At 35.2% G+C, this 15,586-nt stretch carries 15 protein-coding genes and 1 CRISPR repeat array; of the genes, 1 reads left to right on the plus strand and 14 read right to left on the minus strand.

The genetic code is table 11. The annotated features are described in order from the left end of the window. Positions 1 to 8: 8 nt before the first annotated feature. The 4 genes from HMPREF3023_RS08715 to HMPREF3023_RS08730 form a co-directional block, all read right to left on the minus strand. Positions 9 to 1,250, minus strand: coding sequence for an acetamidase/formamidase family protein (locus HMPREF3023_RS08715; RefSeq protein WP_246829211.1), 1,242 nt, complete (start codon positions 1,248 to 1,250; stop codon positions 9 to 11). Next, a complete protein-coding gene (gene panF, locus HMPREF3023_RS08720; protein ID WP_070702663.1) occupies positions 1,243 to 2,706 on the minus strand; it encodes a sodium/pantothenate symporter in 1,464 nt (487 codons plus the stop codon). Before panF ends, HMPREF3023_RS08715 begins: the two co-directional genes overlap by 8 nt. Positions 2,707 to 2,720: 14 nt before the next feature. After that, positions 2,721 to 2,975: a DUF997 family protein gene (locus tag HMPREF3023_RS08725; protein WP_070702665.1), complete on the minus strand. Its 255-nt coding sequence runs from the start codon at positions 2,973 to 2,975 to the stop codon at positions 2,721 to 2,723. 145 nt (positions 2,976 to 3,120) lie between these two features. After that, the gene (locus HMPREF3023_RS08730) at positions 3,121 to 3,783 is read right to left on the minus strand and encodes an S-layer homology domain-containing protein (RefSeq protein ID WP_070702667.1); all 663 of its coding nucleotides are present in this window, start codon (positions 3,781 to 3,783) and stop codon (positions 3,121 to 3,123) included. Positions 3,784 to 4,608: 825 nt separating this feature from the next. Between HMPREF3023_RS08730 and HMPREF3023_RS08735 the strand changes: the two genes are divergently transcribed. After that, positions 4,609 to 5,127 carry a nitroreductase family protein gene (locus HMPREF3023_RS08735; protein ID WP_070702670.1) on the plus strand — a complete coding sequence of 173 codons (519 nt, stop codon included), beginning with the start codon at positions 4,609 to 4,611 and terminating at the stop codon, positions 5,125 to 5,127. Between the two features lie 91 nt (positions 5,128 to 5,218). On the opposite strand, the gene HMPREF3023_RS08740 is transcribed toward HMPREF3023_RS08735, so the two are convergent. From HMPREF3023_RS08740 to HMPREF3023_RS09500, 10 genes are all read right to left on the minus strand, one after another. Continuing rightward, positions 5,219 to 6,082 carry a DUF1002 domain-containing protein gene (locus tag HMPREF3023_RS08740; protein WP_070702672.1) on the minus strand — a complete coding sequence of 288 codons (864 nt, stop codon included), beginning with the start codon at positions 6,080 to 6,082 and terminating at the stop codon, positions 5,219 to 5,221. A 192-nt stretch (positions 6,083 to 6,274) separates the two neighbouring features. After that, positions 6,275 to 6,871 (minus strand): ribosome biogenesis GTP-binding protein YihA/YsxC, encoded by a 597-nt coding sequence (gene yihA, locus HMPREF3023_RS08745; protein WP_070702674.1) that lies wholly within the window; start codon positions 6,869 to 6,871, stop codon positions 6,275 to 6,277. Further along, the gene (lon, locus tag HMPREF3023_RS08750) at positions 6,858 to 9,191 is read right to left on the minus strand and encodes an endopeptidase La (protein WP_070702676.1); all 2,334 of its coding nucleotides are present in this window, start codon (positions 9,189 to 9,191) and stop codon (positions 6,858 to 6,860) included. Before lon ends, yihA begins: the two co-directional genes overlap by 14 nt. 46 nt (positions 9,192 to 9,237) lie before the next feature. Continuing rightward, complete coding sequence (clpX, locus tag HMPREF3023_RS08755) at positions 9,238 to 10,455, minus strand: ATP-dependent Clp protease ATP-binding subunit ClpX (protein ID WP_070702678.1); 1,218 nt, start codon at positions 10,453 to 10,455, stop codon at positions 9,238 to 9,240. Between the two features lie 8 nt (positions 10,456 to 10,463). Further along, positions 10,464 to 11,048, minus strand: coding sequence for an ATP-dependent Clp endopeptidase proteolytic subunit ClpP (clpP, locus tag HMPREF3023_RS08760; RefSeq protein ID WP_070702681.1), 585 nt, complete (start codon positions 11,046 to 11,048; stop codon positions 10,464 to 10,466). Between the two features lie 16 nt (positions 11,049 to 11,064). Next, positions 11,065 to 12,414, minus strand: a complete 1,350-nt coding sequence (gene tig / locus HMPREF3023_RS08765) for a trigger factor (protein ID WP_070702683.1) — start codon at positions 12,412 to 12,414, stop codon at positions 11,065 to 11,067. 70 nt (positions 12,415 to 12,484) lie between these two features. Continuing rightward, the gene (locus tag HMPREF3023_RS08770; protein ID WP_070702685.1) at positions 12,485 to 12,706 is read right to left on the minus strand and encodes a YdbC family protein; all 222 of its coding nucleotides are present in this window, start codon (positions 12,704 to 12,706) and stop codon (positions 12,485 to 12,487) included. A 1-nt stretch (position 12,707) separates the two neighbouring features. Further along, on the minus strand, positions 12,708 to 14,411 hold the full coding sequence (locus HMPREF3023_RS08775) for a proline--tRNA ligase (RefSeq protein ID WP_070702687.1): 1,704 nt from the start codon (positions 14,409 to 14,411) through the stop codon (positions 12,708 to 12,710). Between the two features lie 474 nt (positions 14,412 to 14,885). Then, a complete protein-coding gene (locus tag HMPREF3023_RS08780; RefSeq protein WP_070702689.1) occupies positions 14,886 to 15,080 on the minus strand; it encodes a hypothetical protein in 195 nt (64 codons plus the stop codon). Position 15,081: 1 nt separating this feature from the next. Next, positions 15,082 to 15,249: a hypothetical protein gene (locus HMPREF3023_RS09500; protein ID WP_168165809.1), complete on the minus strand. Its 168-nt coding sequence runs from the start codon at positions 15,247 to 15,249 to the stop codon at positions 15,082 to 15,084. Between the two features lie 42 nt (positions 15,250 to 15,291). Next, positions 15,292 to 15,585: direct repeats of the CRISPR family, unit length 28 nt; unit sequence ATTTCAATCCACGCACTCACGGGGAGTG. The last annotated feature ends 1 nt before the right edge of the window (position 15,586 follow it).

Raw genomic sequence — 15,586 nt, forward strand, 5'->3', positions numbered from 1 at the left:
TATTAAAGTTAATGATTAAAAAATTTTCTTGGTGTTAGCATAGTTAAGTATACTAGTCCGGATACCCTACCTATACCTACACCTCCTGACATAGTACATCTATTAATTACTTCATCTTTACTAAATCCAGTAAAAGAAGAAATTCGATTAACAGCATTATCTATTCCCTCTTCAATATTTGAACCAGATCCAATGAACTGCGCCATTATAAATTCATCAACCGAAATTGACGAATTAAATTTTTTATTTATATAATCTATCTCTTCAGGTGAAAAGTTCCTAAAATTATGAATAAGATTTTCATCAGTAGGAATAATTATAGGTCCTTCTGTCTTCAAACCTTTGATAACTTTTACCTTTAAAGTTACTCTTGCAGTTATATCTGTTGTGTGTCCAGCCAACTCTCCGTCGCCTTGCATAGCATGGACATCTCCAAGGTATAGCCCAGCTCCTTCGACTTTTACAGGGCATAACACCTTAGACCCAACTGTTACAGTGTTAACATCCATGTGAGCATCTGTTAAATTATCTTTTTCTAAATCTGAAAGTTTTTTATCCTTTAACAAAGATTTAAGAGAATCTCCACAGTTTCTTGAAGATGGTATTTCTACTTCTGGTACACAACCTATGTTTCCAATAAAAGGGTTTACTCTTGAAATCACACCTGCTACATCACTTACATTTAATATTAGTGATGAGTTTTGATGACTATTTTTTGGTAAGTAGTCATTGCCTTGTAAAGCATTTTTTGCAACCTCTTCAGAATCTTCTAAAGTTAAACCATATTTCTTAGAATCATCAAACTTCATTGTATAACCATTTTTAATAAACTGAGGTATAATTTTGGCTCCACATTTCTTACAAACTATTCCATCCTTACCAATTCCTTTAACTTCTGTTAATGGGTTTTTAGTATTACATTCTGGACAAATAGCTTTAGTAGTTGGATCAAAATCATAACGACCTTCAACACCTTCAGAAATTCCAGAAATAGAATATTCAGAAATCACTTGTATATCTAAAACTTCTATTAATAATGAATCTCCTTTTTCTGCTCCCTCCACATATAATGGCACAGAAACTTCATGACCACTTTTTATACTCGGTGTGATCATAGGTCCCCAACATCCCGGTGGAAGCTCAACGCTTAGTATATCATCACTCTTTACAGAATTTTTTTCGTTAACTTTTCCACCAATTGTATCTACGAACTCGTCTATAAAAATTTCTTTTACATCCATATTATTCACCAAAATATCTTTCTAAAACTTCATCTGAGCTTTTTTCAGTAAATTTACTTACTACTATTATTGCAATCAACGAAACTAATAGTCCCCATACTAAAGGATTAAATCCTAATGGATTGTTAATCTTAAACGCATATAGGAATAACATTGTTAAAAATCCACCCATCATAGATGCTAATCCACCAGCTGGTGTTGCTCCTTTCCAAAACATACCTACTGCAATAGGAATAGTGAAAGATGCAGCAAATCCTGAGATTGCGAAAATTACTATTGCTTGTAGGAAGTTTGGAGGGTTAATAGCTAATCCCATTACAAGTAGAGAAATAACAGCTGTTGTAATGTAACTAAATTTCTTTAATTTCTTTTCATTAAGAGCTTCTTTAGAGTTCCTTTCAACTATATCTCTAATTATTGCAGAGCTTGTTGATAGTAACAAAGATGCAACTGTACTCATTACAGCTGCAAATGGAGCTGATAACATTATCCCCGCTAAAACTGTAGGAGCATATTTTATAACTAATACAGGAAATATTTGATCAGGTACATCAATATTTGGTATTAAAACTCTTCCTGCTATAGAACTAACAAATAAACTCATAAACCATATAAAAGTAACTACGGCAACTAGTACTCCTGATTTTTTTACTGTATCTACGTCTTTTACTGAAAATAATCGTGTAACAACGTGTGGTTGAGCCATAACAGCTACACCTAAAACAAAGAACATTGAAAAAGCTGTGTTAATAGGTAGCCAATTATCTGGCCCATTACCTGCAATAAGATTTTGGTCTAAACTAGCAAGTCCTGTAGTTATCTCACTTAATCCGCCAACTTTTGTGACTAAAATAATAGCTATAGCAATTGATCCTCCAACCATTATAAGTCCTTGGAACACATTTGTATAAGCTACACCTCTTAGTCCTCCGAAAGAAGTATAAAGTCCTACTACTATAGTAAATAAAATAATTCCTATTGCATAAGGTATACCTGTCATAATTTCAAGAATTCTCGCTGCAGCAACATATTGAGATATCATATAAGATATACCGAAAATAATAATAATTAAAGCTGCAAAAAGACCCATAATCTTATTTTCATACCTATCCATAAACAAATCAGGTAATGTCATACAATTTGATTCAGTAGCTATAGTAGAAATACGTCTACCTATTGCTAAAATCCCTATAATACCTAGTACTCCTGCGCCTGCTTGCCACAACAATGCGGACCATCCATATGTATAGTAGATTGCTGGTGTTCCTATAAAAGATCCACCACTTGTCCATGAAGTCGCCCAAGTAAATGCTACTAACCAAGGACCAAAAGATCTTCCTCCAACCCAATATTCAGCAGAAAAATCCTCAGATTTTTTTACCCTTTTATGAGCTACAACGCCTATTCCTATTAATATAACAACATAAATTAAGAAAACTATGTTAACTACTAATGATGTTTTCAATTTTACCCCTCCTATCAGTCTTCCATCTTCTTAGCGAAAAAAATTGTATAAAGTACTATCGCTATCCAAGGAATAAGTACACCATAAAAAACCCAGTCTGGAAAACCTAGTATAAATTTCATTTCACTTACACTTCGCTTGTAACCTAAAAAATAACTTACAATAGTTGAAAACAAAATAAATGTTCCTGTAACTATTACGCCTTTTTTAAATTCTCTCTTTGCTTTTAAATATTCGTCCTTCCTTTTCTTTTTTTCAACGTCATTCATATTAATCCTCCTTTTATTTGGTCTTAAATAGATACTGTCAGTTTCTATTTAAGACCATTATAAACCTACACTTAAAATATTGCAATACTTTTTCTTGATAAACCAATAAATAAATCTACACAAAAAAATAAGACAGTTGCCTGTCTTATTCGTAAAGATTTCTGCCCCCAAATTTAATTTTGCTATTATTTAGAGCTTTCTTTTGTGGATAGTTGTAATTAGAAATCATTGACCTAAAAAGCGTAGCAGCTTCTGATCTCCTAATTGATCTTGTGGGATAAAAGTTACCATCAGAGTAACCTCTCAAGATACCTGCGTCCACAAGGGCGCCTACATAGCCCCTTGCCGATGGGCTTATCCTTGCCCTATCGCCAAACTCATTTGTTGAACCTTCCCTCGGTGATAGCGAATACACATAACCAAGAATTTCTGCAACTTCTTCTCGTGTAATTTCCCTATTTGGATTTAGCCTACCAGTAGTTGGCTTAATGTAACCTGCCTTAATGCCCTTAGCTACATCATTATAAAACCAATCAGATGTACTTACATCAGAAAAAGTCACAGTATAAGTTTTATCATAGCCTGCTAAAGAATTAACAGTTGCATAAAACTCTGCTCTCGACATGTTTTCATTAGGTTTAAAAGTTCCATCTTGGTAACCAGACATAAGCTTCTTGTCAGTTATAAAGTCAATTGAAGCTTCTGCCCAGTGGCCTCTTGTGTCTCTAAAAGTTCTTGCAGATACAGTGCTTGTCAAAATCAATGCTGAGGAGATAATAATCAATGAAGTCCTTTTAAAAATCTTCATTTTTATCACCTTCATCCTTATTATATATCAAAGTCATCTATATAACAGGTTTTCTATTTTAAGTTTCTGTTACAAAGAATTTTTCCCTGTAACAATCTTGCAACATTCGTTCGATTTCATATAAGCACATAAGTTGATATATTAATTTAGATTTATAAAAATCCTGAAAAATAGCAAAAATCCATGACTTTATAAAAAATCATTACTTTCCTATAGACTCATAAGCTAATAAAATTTTATGAAGTCCTTTGACTATATAAGTTTCTATTTTTTTAATAGAATAGAAAAATTTATAATCTTACAATTAAAGATAGATTAGATTTCTTTTATAAGTTCATATTTAATTATAAGTGTACAAAATTATTTCAAATATATTTTTTGCTGGGCTAATCATTAAATTAAAATTTGTGGACTTGCAAAGCCTCAACTAAAGTTTTTGAAAAATATAGGAAAAGAAGTATCTATACTAAAAATTTTCTATAGAGAGATCTTTTAAATTTCACTAAATTAAAAACTCCCCTCTACAGGTATTAAGTAAATTTAAATTTAGACAAATAAAAAGAGAACAGCTTATGTATTCAATAACTGTTCTCTAAGGGAAGAAAAAAGATGATGAAGTTTTCACTTCATGTATATTGTACTTTAGATAAGTATATTTGTCAACGCTTTTATGAAAATATTTTCAGAATTTTTTATATTTTTCCCTTTGGCTTATTTTCAATCTTATGCCACTCTTTATTATAAGCTTTTAAGAATATTATGAATATATTTTCACACGCTTCTCTATAAGCTTTTTTGTGGTAGAATGATAGGAGAGGTGATATTTTGTTAAAAGAATTAATTTTAAAAAGAAGAACTGTTAGAAAATATAAAGACAAGGAAGTTGACAGAGAAAAGTTAGAAGAACTTTTAATGTACGCTTCCATGGGACCAAGCAACGGCAACTCCCATCCAGTAGAATTCATAGTAGTTGACGACAAGGAAAAAATCGAAGAACTTTCCAACATGGATTCCTTTGCAACTCTTTACCTAAAAGAAGCTCCAGTAGTAGTAATAGTTATTGCAAACACAGAAATTTGTAAGACTTGGGTGGAAGAAGCATCGCTAACAGCAGCTTACCTACAACTTCTACTTGAAGAGGAAGGCCTTTCATCTTCTTGGATCAACGTTAAAGAAGGAAACACTGCCGGCAAGATTTCTTATGAAGAATACTTTGCAGAAAACTTCGGAGTGAAAAAACCTTACAGGGCCCAATGCCTAATCCCAATTGGCTACAAAAAATCAGGCACAAAGGACCACGAAGAATTTGACGTTTCTTCAAAGGTTCACTACAACAAGTTTTAATTTATGAAAAATCCGATTAAGTCGGATTTTTTTATTTGGATTTTTGTAATAAAAAAAGATCCACCCTTGGGTGAATCTCTATTCTCTATTCTTATTTAAACAAACCAACTATAAAGTCTATTAACTTTTCCAAGAAGCTCTTTGTATTTTCTACAGCCTTTTCTCCTTCTGGGGAGTTTAAAAACTTTGAAGCCTTGTCCTTGTACTTAACTGCTGTGTCAGCCATCCTATTCCAATCAACGTCAGCATTCTTCATGTTGTTAAAGAGTCCAACAAGTTTATCCTCTTGGCTCTTTGTGAGGTTGATGTTGTAATTGTTGACAACATTCTCGATAACGAGTCTAACTTCTTTTTCGTCCTTTGGCATATTCTTTGCCATGGCGTCTTTGATTTCATAAATTATGTCGTTAGTCTTTTCATCGCCAAGCTCTTCAGATAATTTTGTCTGAACAACAAGCTCTTCATTGGCGACCTTTTTTAGATCCTCTGGTAATTCCTTGCCAGTGTTTTCTTCATAGGCTTTTAAAATTCCAGTTAAGGCTGCAGTACCACTCACCTTTCCTGGTGCAGTTACATAAATATCAGCGTCTTCAATTCCTACAGTGTTTAGTGCATTGATAAAGGCATCTTCCTTTACAACCCTGATGTTGTCTGATAGCTCAATAGTTAGGCCGCTTCCTGCTTTTTCATACCTAACAATAGCTGAAGAAATTGCCCTCTTGCCAATTTCTTTTGATGACAATACATCTCCAAGATACTTGTATTCCTCTGCATTAGTTACCTCGATGATCTTTGCATCATCACTTGCATTCATCTCACGAAGCATTTCACTTTTTTGACTTTCCTTTAGATCGGCACCAAGTGTTACAATCTCGTCGCCTTCCTTGGCAAAAACAAAGCCAGGTAGAAGGGCAAGAGAAAGTGCCGCCGTTAAAATTTTATTTCTTATCTTCATAACATCCTCCATTTTTTCTTATCATAACAATTATATATGAATAATACTTAAAAAGTATGTGAAATTTGTCTGTCACTTATTAAGAATTTCTTAATAACTTATTATTTATGAGCTTTAAAAAATTCTTTTCTATTAATTTTAAAATTTTTCACAAGAAAAAAGAGCCAGTCTCCCAGCTCTTGATTTATAATTTTATTCTTCATGAAATCTAAGCATATCTTCGAAGATAAACCACATGTCCTTGACTTCGTCTCTCTTTGATGAAGAGAAGGGGATTATATTTTCCCTGTGCTTGACGCCAAGTTTTTTGGCAATTATTGATATGTGTTTATCTACTTGAGATTTTTTTATTTTATCTTTTTTTGTCGCAATCACTATGCCCGAGAAGCCCGACTCAATGATGTAGTCATACATTTGCTTGTCAAGGGCTGTCGGTTCGTGCCTTATGTCCACAAGTAGGATTGTCTCAACTAGGTTTTCTCTATTTTCAAGATACCTGTTGATGATGCCTGCCCACTTTTCTTTTTCTGACTTGGCTACTTTTGCGTAACCGTAACCTGGCAAGTCCACAAGCCTAAGGTCATCGTTGACCCTGTAAAAGTTTATAGTCCTAGTCTTTCCTGGTGTGGATGAAGTTCTCGCAAGATTTTTCCTATTTAACATTGCATTTATAAAGGATGACTTACCAACATTGGACCTGCCTGCAAAGGCAAACTCCTTGATGTTTGTGTCCGGGTATTGCTTCTCTTCTACTGCAACTTTTTCTAGTTCTGCCTTATTTATCTTCATTAAAATCACCTATGGCAATCTCTGCAACTTCTTCGAACTTGGAAACTGGTCTCACGTCTAACTTCTTAATTGCTTCTTCATCAATTTCCTTTAGGTCTCTCTTGTTTTCTTCTGGAATGATTACAGTCTTGACTCCATATCTTTCTGCTGCCAAAAGTTTTTCCTTTAGACCTCCAATTGGAAGGACCTTGCCACGAAGTGTTATCTCTCCTGTCATTGCCACATCGTTGTCAACCGGTCTCTTTGTTAGAGCAGATAAGACTGAAGTTGCAATTGTAATCCCTGCTGACGGGCCATCCTTTGGCACTGCTCCTTCAGGAACATGGATATGGATGTCTGTGTTGGACCTGAAGTTTGGATCGAGTTTAAAGTCATCTGCCTTTGATGCAATATAAGAGATGGCAGCTATAGCCGACTCCTTCATTACATCTCCAAGAGATCCTGTTAGAGTTAACTTGCCTTTTCCTGGCATAACCGTTGTCTCTATGACAAGGCTTGTGCCACCAACTTCTGTCCAAGCAAGTCCATTTACTGAACCAACTTCAGGACTTTTTTCTGCTTCAGAAATCCTGTAAATTTTTTCTCCAAGGAAGTCCTCAATATTTCTTGTGGAAACAGAAACCTTATCTAAGTCTTCTTCCACAATTTTTAGGGCAGCCTTTCTCACAATTTTTGAAATTTGTTTTTCAAGTCCCCTAACTCCTGATTCACGAGTGTAGTAGTCAATTATGTCCTTGATGGCTCTGTCAGAAATACTAATGTTTTCTTTTTTGAGTCCATTTTCTTCAATTTGCTTTGAGATTAAATATTTTTTTGCAATATTGAATTTTTCATTTGGAGTGTAGCCTTCAAGTTGGATGACTTCCATCCTGTCAAGGAGGGGTCTTGGTATAGTTGCTGTCGTGTTAGCTGTTGCTATGAAAAAGACTTTTGATAGATCAAAGGGAAGTTCCAAGTACCTGTCTGTAAAGGAATTATTTTGTTCGGGGTCAAGAACTTCTAGAAGAGCTGAGGCAGGGTCGCCCTTAAAGTCGTTGCCCACCTTGTCTATCTCATCAAATAAAAATACTGGATCATTTTTGCCAGCCTTCTTCAAGAGAGAAATAATTCTTCCAGGAAGGGCTCCAATGTAAGTCCTCCTGTGACCTCTTATTTCTGCTTCGTCAGTTACTCCACCAAGACTCATGCGGACAAATTCCTTGTTGAGAGAATTTGCAATTGACTGAGCAATAGAAGTTTTACCAACTCCAGGAGGTCCCACTAGGCAGAGGATTGGTCCTCTTCCCTTGTCGCCAGATAAAATCCTAACGGCAATAAATTCTAGGATTCTCTCCTTAACTTTTTTAAGTCCATAGTGCTCGTCGTTTAAAATTTTTCTCGCATCAGAAATATTTCTCTTTTCATCTCCAGACTCAAGCCAAGGTAGGTCAAGAATCCAGTCAAGATAATTTATTAAAAGTGAATAGTCTGGTGACTGTGAGTTTAAGTTACCCAGCTTATTAACTTCTTTAAGGGCCTTGTCCTTGACTTCATCAGGAAGGGCCTTTTCTTCAATTTTTTTCTTGTAGGATTCTGTTATCTCGGCCTCGTCTTCTCCGTCACCAAGTTCCTTGTGGATTACCCTTAATTGTTCCTTTAGGTAATATTCCCTTTGGACCTCGTCCATTTTCTTTTTGACCTGGTCATTGATGTTCTTTTCTATAGAAAGAATTTCAATTTCCTTCTTCATGATTTCATGGAAAGCAACAAGTCTCTCATAGATATCTGTTGTTTCTAAAATCCTTTGATAGTCTTCCAATTTAAAATTCAAATATCCCACAACTGTATCAATAAACCTTGATGGGTCCTCAGTGTCTGCAATATTTGAAATAAGTCCTGGGAATAATTTATCATCTAAAGATGAATATGCCTCCAAGTCGCTAAGGGCCAGCCTAAGGGCAGCTTCAATCTCTTCATCTTCTGTGAAGTCACTTTCCTTGTCTTCAAGGATTTCAATTTCTGCTTCAATCATCTCTTCTGTGATATCAAGTTCAGAAATTTTTGCCCTCTCTTCACCTTCAACAAGGACCCTGACAATTCCACCAGGCAGTTTTAAAATTTGTTTTATAGTAGCCACAGTCCCAATTCCAAAGAGGTCTTCCCTCTTTGGGTCTTCGATTTCAAGTTCTCTTTGGGCCACCAAAAATATTTTTGAATCTTTCATCTCTGCTGCATCAATTGCGTTGAGAGAAATTTTTCTACCGCAATCAAAATGCATAACCATGTGTGGAAAGATAACTAGGTCTCGAAGTGGGATAAGTGGTAATTTAATTTTATCCATTTTTCACCTTCTAAAAAAGCCGTGGCAACCACGGCTAATTATTTATTTATTTTTTTATTAATTCAGCAGGTGCAGTTCCTTCTACTGATTCCTTTGTTATTTTAACTGCTTTGATGTCATCTCTTGAAGGAATTTCATACATTACATTCATAATTGTATTTTCGATAACGCCTCTTAATCCTCTTGCGCCAGCCTTCTTTTCTATTGCCTTTCTAGCAATATAGCTTAGGGCTTCGTCGTCAAAGATTAGTTCAACGTCATCAAATTTTAGAAGTTCCTTGTATTGTTTTACAAGGGCATTCTTTGGCTTAGTTAAAATTTCAACTAGAGCCTCTTCGTCTAACTCTTCAAGAGTAATAGTAACAGGTAGTCTACCAATAAGTTCTGGTATTAAACCAAACTTTAATAGGTCTTCAGTTTCAACCTTTTGTAAAATATTTTCTTTATTGGCTTTTTTATCTACAATTTCTGATCCAAAGCCCATAGAAGACTTGGCAGTCCTGTTTTCTATAATTTTGTCGATTCCGTCAAAGGCACCACCAACAATGAATAGGATGTTTGAAGTGTCAACTTGAATAAATTCTTGTGACGGATGTTTCCTTCCACCTTGTGGAGGAACATTGGCAACAGTTCCCTCGATAATTTTTAGGAGGGCTTGTTGAACACCTTCTCCACTTACGTCTCTTGTGATAGATACATTTTCAGATTTTCTGGCAATCTTATCTATCTCGTCAATATATATAATCCCTTTTTCTGCCCTTTCAATGTCGTAGTCAGCATTTTGAATAAGTTTCAAAATAATATTCTCAACATCTTCGCCGACATATCCAGCCTCAGTTAGGGTTGTGGCATCAGCAATGGCAAAGGGAACATTTAAAAGTCTAGCAAGAGTTTGTGCAAGTAGGGTCTTACCAGAACCTGTAGGTCCAATCATAAGAATGTTGGACTTTTGAAGTTCAATGTCGCTGCTTACCTTCCTATTTGATGAAATCCTCTTGTAGTGGTTATATACTGCAACAGCAAGAGCACGCTTGGCATCTTCTTGTTTTACAACATATTGGTCCAAGATTTCTTTTATTTCAGCAGGCTTTTTTAGGTCAAAGTCCTTACTGATTTCGTGAGGAACTTCATTTTCTAGGATTGTGTGGCATCTCTCGATGCACTCGTCGCAGATATTGACATTAGGTCCGGCAATTAATCTATTCACTTGGTTTTGTGTTTTGCCACAGAATGAACATCTTAGAATTTCATCTGTATTAGACATATCTCACCTCAAACCCTTTTTTCAATAACTTTATCGATTAAGCCATAATCTTTAGCTTCTTGAGAATTTAACCAGTAGTCCCTATCAGTATCTCTTTCGATTTTTTCTAGGTCTTGGCCAGTTCTTTCTGCAAGAATTTCATTTAATTTGTGTCTAATTTTTAAAATCTTTTCTGCATTGATTTGGATGTCACTTGCCTGACCTTGAGCTCCACCAGATGGTTGGTGAATCATGATGTCAGAGTTTGGAAGAGCAAATCTCTTACCCTTAGCACCAGATGCAAGTAAAAATGCACCCATTGATGCTGCCATCCCAATACAGATTGTTGATACGTCTGGTTTTATATAATTCATAGTGTCGTAAATTGCAAAGCCTGCAGATACAGATCCACCAGGTGAATTAATATAAAGTTGAATATCCTTGTTTGGGTCTTCAGCTTCTAAGAACAAAAGTTGGGCAACAATTAAATCTGCCATAGTGTCATTTACTTCGCCACTTGCAAAGATAATCCTATCCTTTAAAAGTCTAGAATAAATGTCGTAGGATCTTTCGCCCCTATTAGTTTGTTCTACTACCATTGGCACTAGTGCCATTTAATCACATCCTTGATTATTTATCTTCTTTTACTTCTTCTATATCTTCTTCAGTAACTTCCTTTGGTTCAACAAATTTTGCTTTTTCAACAAGAGTTTCAATAGCTTTTCTCTTTTCAAGGTCGTCTCTTACAACATCCTTGTTGTCGTTAAGCATGTATTCTCTCATTTTTTCCATGTGGTCTTTGTCGTCCTTGAAGTATTCTTCTACAACCTTGTTAACTTCTTCTTCGATTTCTTCATCAGTGATTTCGATGTTCATATCTTTAACAAGAGCTTCTAGAGCAAGATCGTTTTTTACAGTCTTTTCTGCTTCAGGTCTCATAGTGTTCTTGAAGTCATCAAGACTTTGACCAATCATCTTAATATAGTCTTCAAAACTAATACCTTGAGCTCTTAAGCTTTGGTCATAATTTCTAATCATGTCATCGATTTGAGCGTTAATCATTCCTTCAGGAATGTCTGCTTCAATCATTTCACCGATTTTATCAATAGCTCTTCTTTGTTTTTCCATTTCAGAAGTTGTTGCGAATTCTTCTTCTTTTTTCTTTCTTAAATCAGCCTTGAATTCATCAAGAGTGTCGAATTCAGAAATATCTTTTACAAATTCATCGTCAAGTTCTGGGAGTTCTTCATAAGAAATTCCGTTAAGTTTAATTTCGAATTTAGCGTCCTTGCCAGCAAGATCTTTTTGGTGGTAATCTTCTGGGAACTTAACAGTAATGTCAAATTCTTCGCCAATTTCGTGTCCAATTAGTTGTTCTTCAAATCCTGGGATAAATGTGTTTGAACCAATCTTTAGGTCTTGGCTTTCAGCTTCTCCACCTTCAAAGTATTCTCCGTCAACAGAACCCTTGAAGTCGATATTTACAGTGTCGCCATCTTCTACAGCCCTATCGTCAACATTGATAATTCTTGCGTTCATCGCTCTTTGATTTTCAACTTCAGAGTCAATAAGTTCGTCAGTTACTTCAATAGTTGGGTCTTCGATTTCAATTCCTTCGTAGTCTTTGATTTCAACTTCTGGTCTAACATCAACAGAAACTTTGATAACAAGATCTTCGCCCTTTTCAATGCTTTCTTCGTCAATGTCAATGTTTGGTTGGTCAACAACCTTAAGGTCTAATTCTTTAATAGCTTTTTCATATTCTTGTGGAAGAAGTTCGTTAATAGCATCCTCAAAGAATACATCCTTGCCATACATGTTTTCGATCATCTTCATAGGAACATGACCTTTTCTGAATCCAGGAATTTGGAAGTGTTTTTTGTTTTTCTTGTACACTTCGTTTTCAGCTTTCTTTATATCTTCTCTTTTTAAAACAATGTCAAAAAAGACAGTGTTATTTTCTTTCTTATTAATTTCCATTTCAATTGCCTCCTCGCTTATAGCGTTTTTCACATCTCTATATTATAACATAAGTTATTTTAAAAACCTATTAAATACCCTTGTCCTTTAGTATCTTTGATAGAATTTCCATCTCTTCATCACTAAGAGTTACACCCTTAGACATCTTTTGGTGGTCTGGGTCCCATTCTCTTAGGTCGTACTTGGCTGGTCTGTCATTAAAAGAAACTTTATTTAGTTCCTTAGTCCATCCCCTGGCACTTTCAGATAGAGTTCCCAAGTGTTCAGTAATTTCAAATTTAAAATCGCTCATCTTACCTAACCTTTTCTATTTCACTTAAAATATTTTTGATTGCCTCATCAGCTGAGATGTCAGAATTTTCCATTTCTCTTCTAGTAGAATATTCAACAATAGAATCCCCTGACTTCTTACCGCAAGTAATCCTTAGAGGAATACCAATAAGGTCCCTGTCCTTAAACTTAACTCCAGGTCTTTCCTTTCTGTCATCAAGTAGGACTTCAACACCCTTAGCTTCAAGTTCCTTGTAAATTTTTTCTCCAAGAGCAACTTGGTCTTCGTCCTTAGTGTTTACTATAGTAACAATTGCTTCATAAGGTGCTACAGATATTGGCCAAATGATTCCATTGTCATCGTGGTTTTGTTCGATTACAGCAGTAACAGATCTTGTGATACCAACACCATAAGAACCCATGTAGAAGTAATTTGCCTTACCATTTTCGTCAAGAAAAGTTGCATTAAGGGCTTCCGAATATTTTGTACCCAATTTAAAGATATTACCAACTTCAATACCTCTTGCAAACTTATATTCATCGTCAGTTCCTGGTACCTTGTCGCCTTCAGCAACAAGAAGAAGGTCATCAACAACTTCGCCTTCAAAGTCACGTCCGTAGTTGGCATTGATATAGTGGTATTCACTTTCATTGGCACCAACAACAAGATTGTCCATTTCAGTAAGTCTTTTGTCAAAAATCATCCTTACATCAAGACCAAGAGGTCCAGTGTATCCTGGTTTAGACTTAATAGCTTCGATTTCGCTGTCTTCCATCATCCTAATGTCGTGTTCAGCAACACCAGTGTAAGAAACAAGCTTAGCAAGGTTGAGTTCCCTGTCTCCAGGAATAAATACAAGAACAGGTTCATCGCCTAACATTAAATCAATTGCCTTAGCACATTTCTTTCGGTCAACCTTTAAAAAGTTAGCAACCTCTTCAATAGTGCTGGCATTTGGAGTGTGAACTTTTTCTAAGTCCAATTTATCTTCAGCTTCAGGAAGAATATACTCAACAGGAGCCTTCTCTTCAGTTGCACCAAACTTACCAGACTCAGAATAAACAATTACACCTTCGCCTGTCTCAGAAAGAGCAATAAACTCGTGAGAACCAGTACCACCCATGGCACCATTGTCGCCCTCAACAATCTTATAATCAAGCTCAAGTCTGTCAAAAATCTTTTCATAAGCATCGTACATATTCATGTAAGCAACATCAAGAGTCTCAGGTGAAGTATCAAAAGTGTAGGCATCCTTCATAGAGAACTCTCTGGCCCTATTAATACCAAACCTAGGTCTCTTTTCGTCCCTGTACTTAGTTTGAATTTGGTAAAGATTAAGAGGAAGGTCCTTGTAAGACTTGACTTCGTCTCTTACAAGAGTAGTAAAATATTCCTCAGCAGTAGGTCCAAGACAGAACTCCCTATCGTTTCTGTCCTTTAGCTTGAACATTTCAGGACCAAACTTTTCCCATCTTCCAGACTCTCTCCAGATTTCAGCAGGTTGGATGGCAGACATTAAAATCTCCATAGCACCAGCCTTATCCATTTCATCACGAACAATATTTTCAATTTTTTTAATAGATCTATAGCCAAGTGGCAAGTATGTATAGACACCACTAGCAGATTTTCTAATCATACCTGCCCTTAGAAGAAACTTGTGAGATGCAATCTCAGCATCTTGTGGATCCTCCCTAAGAGTTGGCATATAAAGTTTTGATAATCTCATATTACCTCCATAATAAAAGTATTATAATAAATAAAATAATATTCTACAAGTTTTTAGCTAAAATCTCATAGCACGCTACTTTCATTATACTATAAAGACTAGAAGACTTCACAAGATTGTTAGATTTATTTATAGGGTCTTGTCACTTTCTTCTATATAATAATTAATAATTTTTATAAAATGATAAATTTTTCTACATCATAATAATTTTCCAAATCATATCTCCATAATGACTTAGTAAAAATCCTTAACTTTATACTAATTACTTGAATAATTTTAGCTTCTCTATAATAAATTTCATAAGCTAATATTACTTAACCTTAACTAATTTCTATTTAATCTTTAAAATTTTTAACAACAAAAAACCTAACCTAAAAATTTTAGGATAGGCATATTTTTAAAATATTTTAATTTCTCCATAATGATGTTTGTCTTTGATTTAAATAAATTTTTCGCATGAACCATAACAACAAATCAATCACTTAATAATTCTTTTTCTTTCTCATCTATAATTTTTTTGAATTCCTTCAAATCTTCTAGACCTGCGTGTTCTTTAAGATAAAGTAAACCATTACTTCTGTAAGTTTGAATTTTTAGTTTCTCTCTGTTCTTTCTCTTATACTCCCTATTTTTAGCTAATTGTTCAGGGCTTGTTTTATATTCTGCCATTTTAATCGTCTCCCTCGTCAATGACTTCAAAAAGTTCAGGAGGATATAAATAATCCTCCCCCTCTTCATCAACAATCCTGTACCAAGTCTTTTTAATACTAATGACTTCGTAAACCTTTCCATTGATCATAAAAATAGGATCAGACTCACCAATAAACTTTACCTTCATAGTTGGTCACCCCTTTTTGTTTTCATCATGGTCTCTGGATAATATTCAATCCACGCACCCGTGAAGGGTGCGACGTTGTAAAAGAGTACGCAAGATAAAAACTAAACTCATTTCAATCCACGCACTCACGGGGAGTGCGACTCCTTAAAGTCTATTGTTAAGTTTTTAATTCCCTTATTTCAATCCACGCACTCACGGGGAGTGCGACTAGATCCTGATGCTCTTTTAGAGGAGTTGGAAAGATTTCAATCCACGCACTCACGGGGAGTGCGACACTTTTCTTTCGGTTGCGGGGTAAAAAACAAAATATTTCAATCCACGCACTCACGGGGAGTGC

Source organism: Peptoniphilus sp. HMSC075B08 (assembly GCF_001815405.1).
In the GTDB taxonomy this organism is placed as follows: Bacteria; Bacillota; Clostridia; order Tissierellales; family Peptoniphilaceae; genus Peptoniphilus_A; species Peptoniphilus_A harei.

Bases quoted from the DNA above. Each gene is read 5' to 3' on its own strand.
- HMPREF3023_RS08725 (WP_070702665.1), bottom strand. From the start codon at position 2,975: ATGAATGACGTTGAAAAAAAGAAAAGGAAGGACGAATATTTAAAAGCA.
- HMPREF3023_RS08730 (WP_070702667.1), bottom strand. From the start codon at position 3,783: ATGAAGATTTTTAAAAGGACTTCATTGATTATTATCTCCTCAGCATTG.
- HMPREF3023_RS08740 (WP_070702672.1), bottom strand. From the start codon at position 6,082: ATGAAGATAAGAAATAAAATTTTAACGGCGGCACTTTCTCTTGCCCTT.
- yihA (WP_070702674.1), bottom strand. From the start codon at position 6,871: ATGAAGATAAATAAGGCAGAACTAGAAAAAGTTGCAGTAGAAGAGAAG.
- lon (WP_070702676.1), bottom strand. From the start codon at position 9,191: ATGGATAAAATTAAATTACCACTTATCCCACTTCGAGACCTAGTTATC.
- clpX (WP_070702678.1), bottom strand. From the start codon at position 10,455: ATGTCTAATACAGATGAAATTCTAAGATGTTCATTCTGTGGCAAAACA.
- clpP (WP_070702681.1), bottom strand. From the start codon at position 11,048: ATGGCACTAGTGCCAATGGTAGTAGAACAAACTAATAGGGGCGAAAGA.
- tig (WP_070702683.1), bottom strand. From the start codon at position 12,414: ATGGAAATTAATAAGAAAGAAAATAACACTGTCTTTTTTGACATTGTT.
- HMPREF3023_RS08770 (WP_070702685.1), bottom strand. From the start codon at position 12,706: ATGAGCGATTTTAAATTTGAAATTACTGAACACTTGGGAACTCTATCT.
- HMPREF3023_RS08775 (WP_070702687.1), bottom strand. From the start codon at position 14,411: ATGAGATTATCAAAACTTTATATGCCAACTCTTAGGGAGGATCCACAA.
- HMPREF3023_RS08780 (WP_070702689.1), bottom strand. From the start codon at position 15,080: ATGGCAGAATATAAAACAAGCCCTGAACAATTAGCTAAAAATAGGGAG.
- HMPREF3023_RS09500 (WP_168165809.1), bottom strand. From the start codon at position 15,249: ATGAAGGTAAAGTTTATTGGTGAGTCTGATCCTATTTTTATGATCAAT.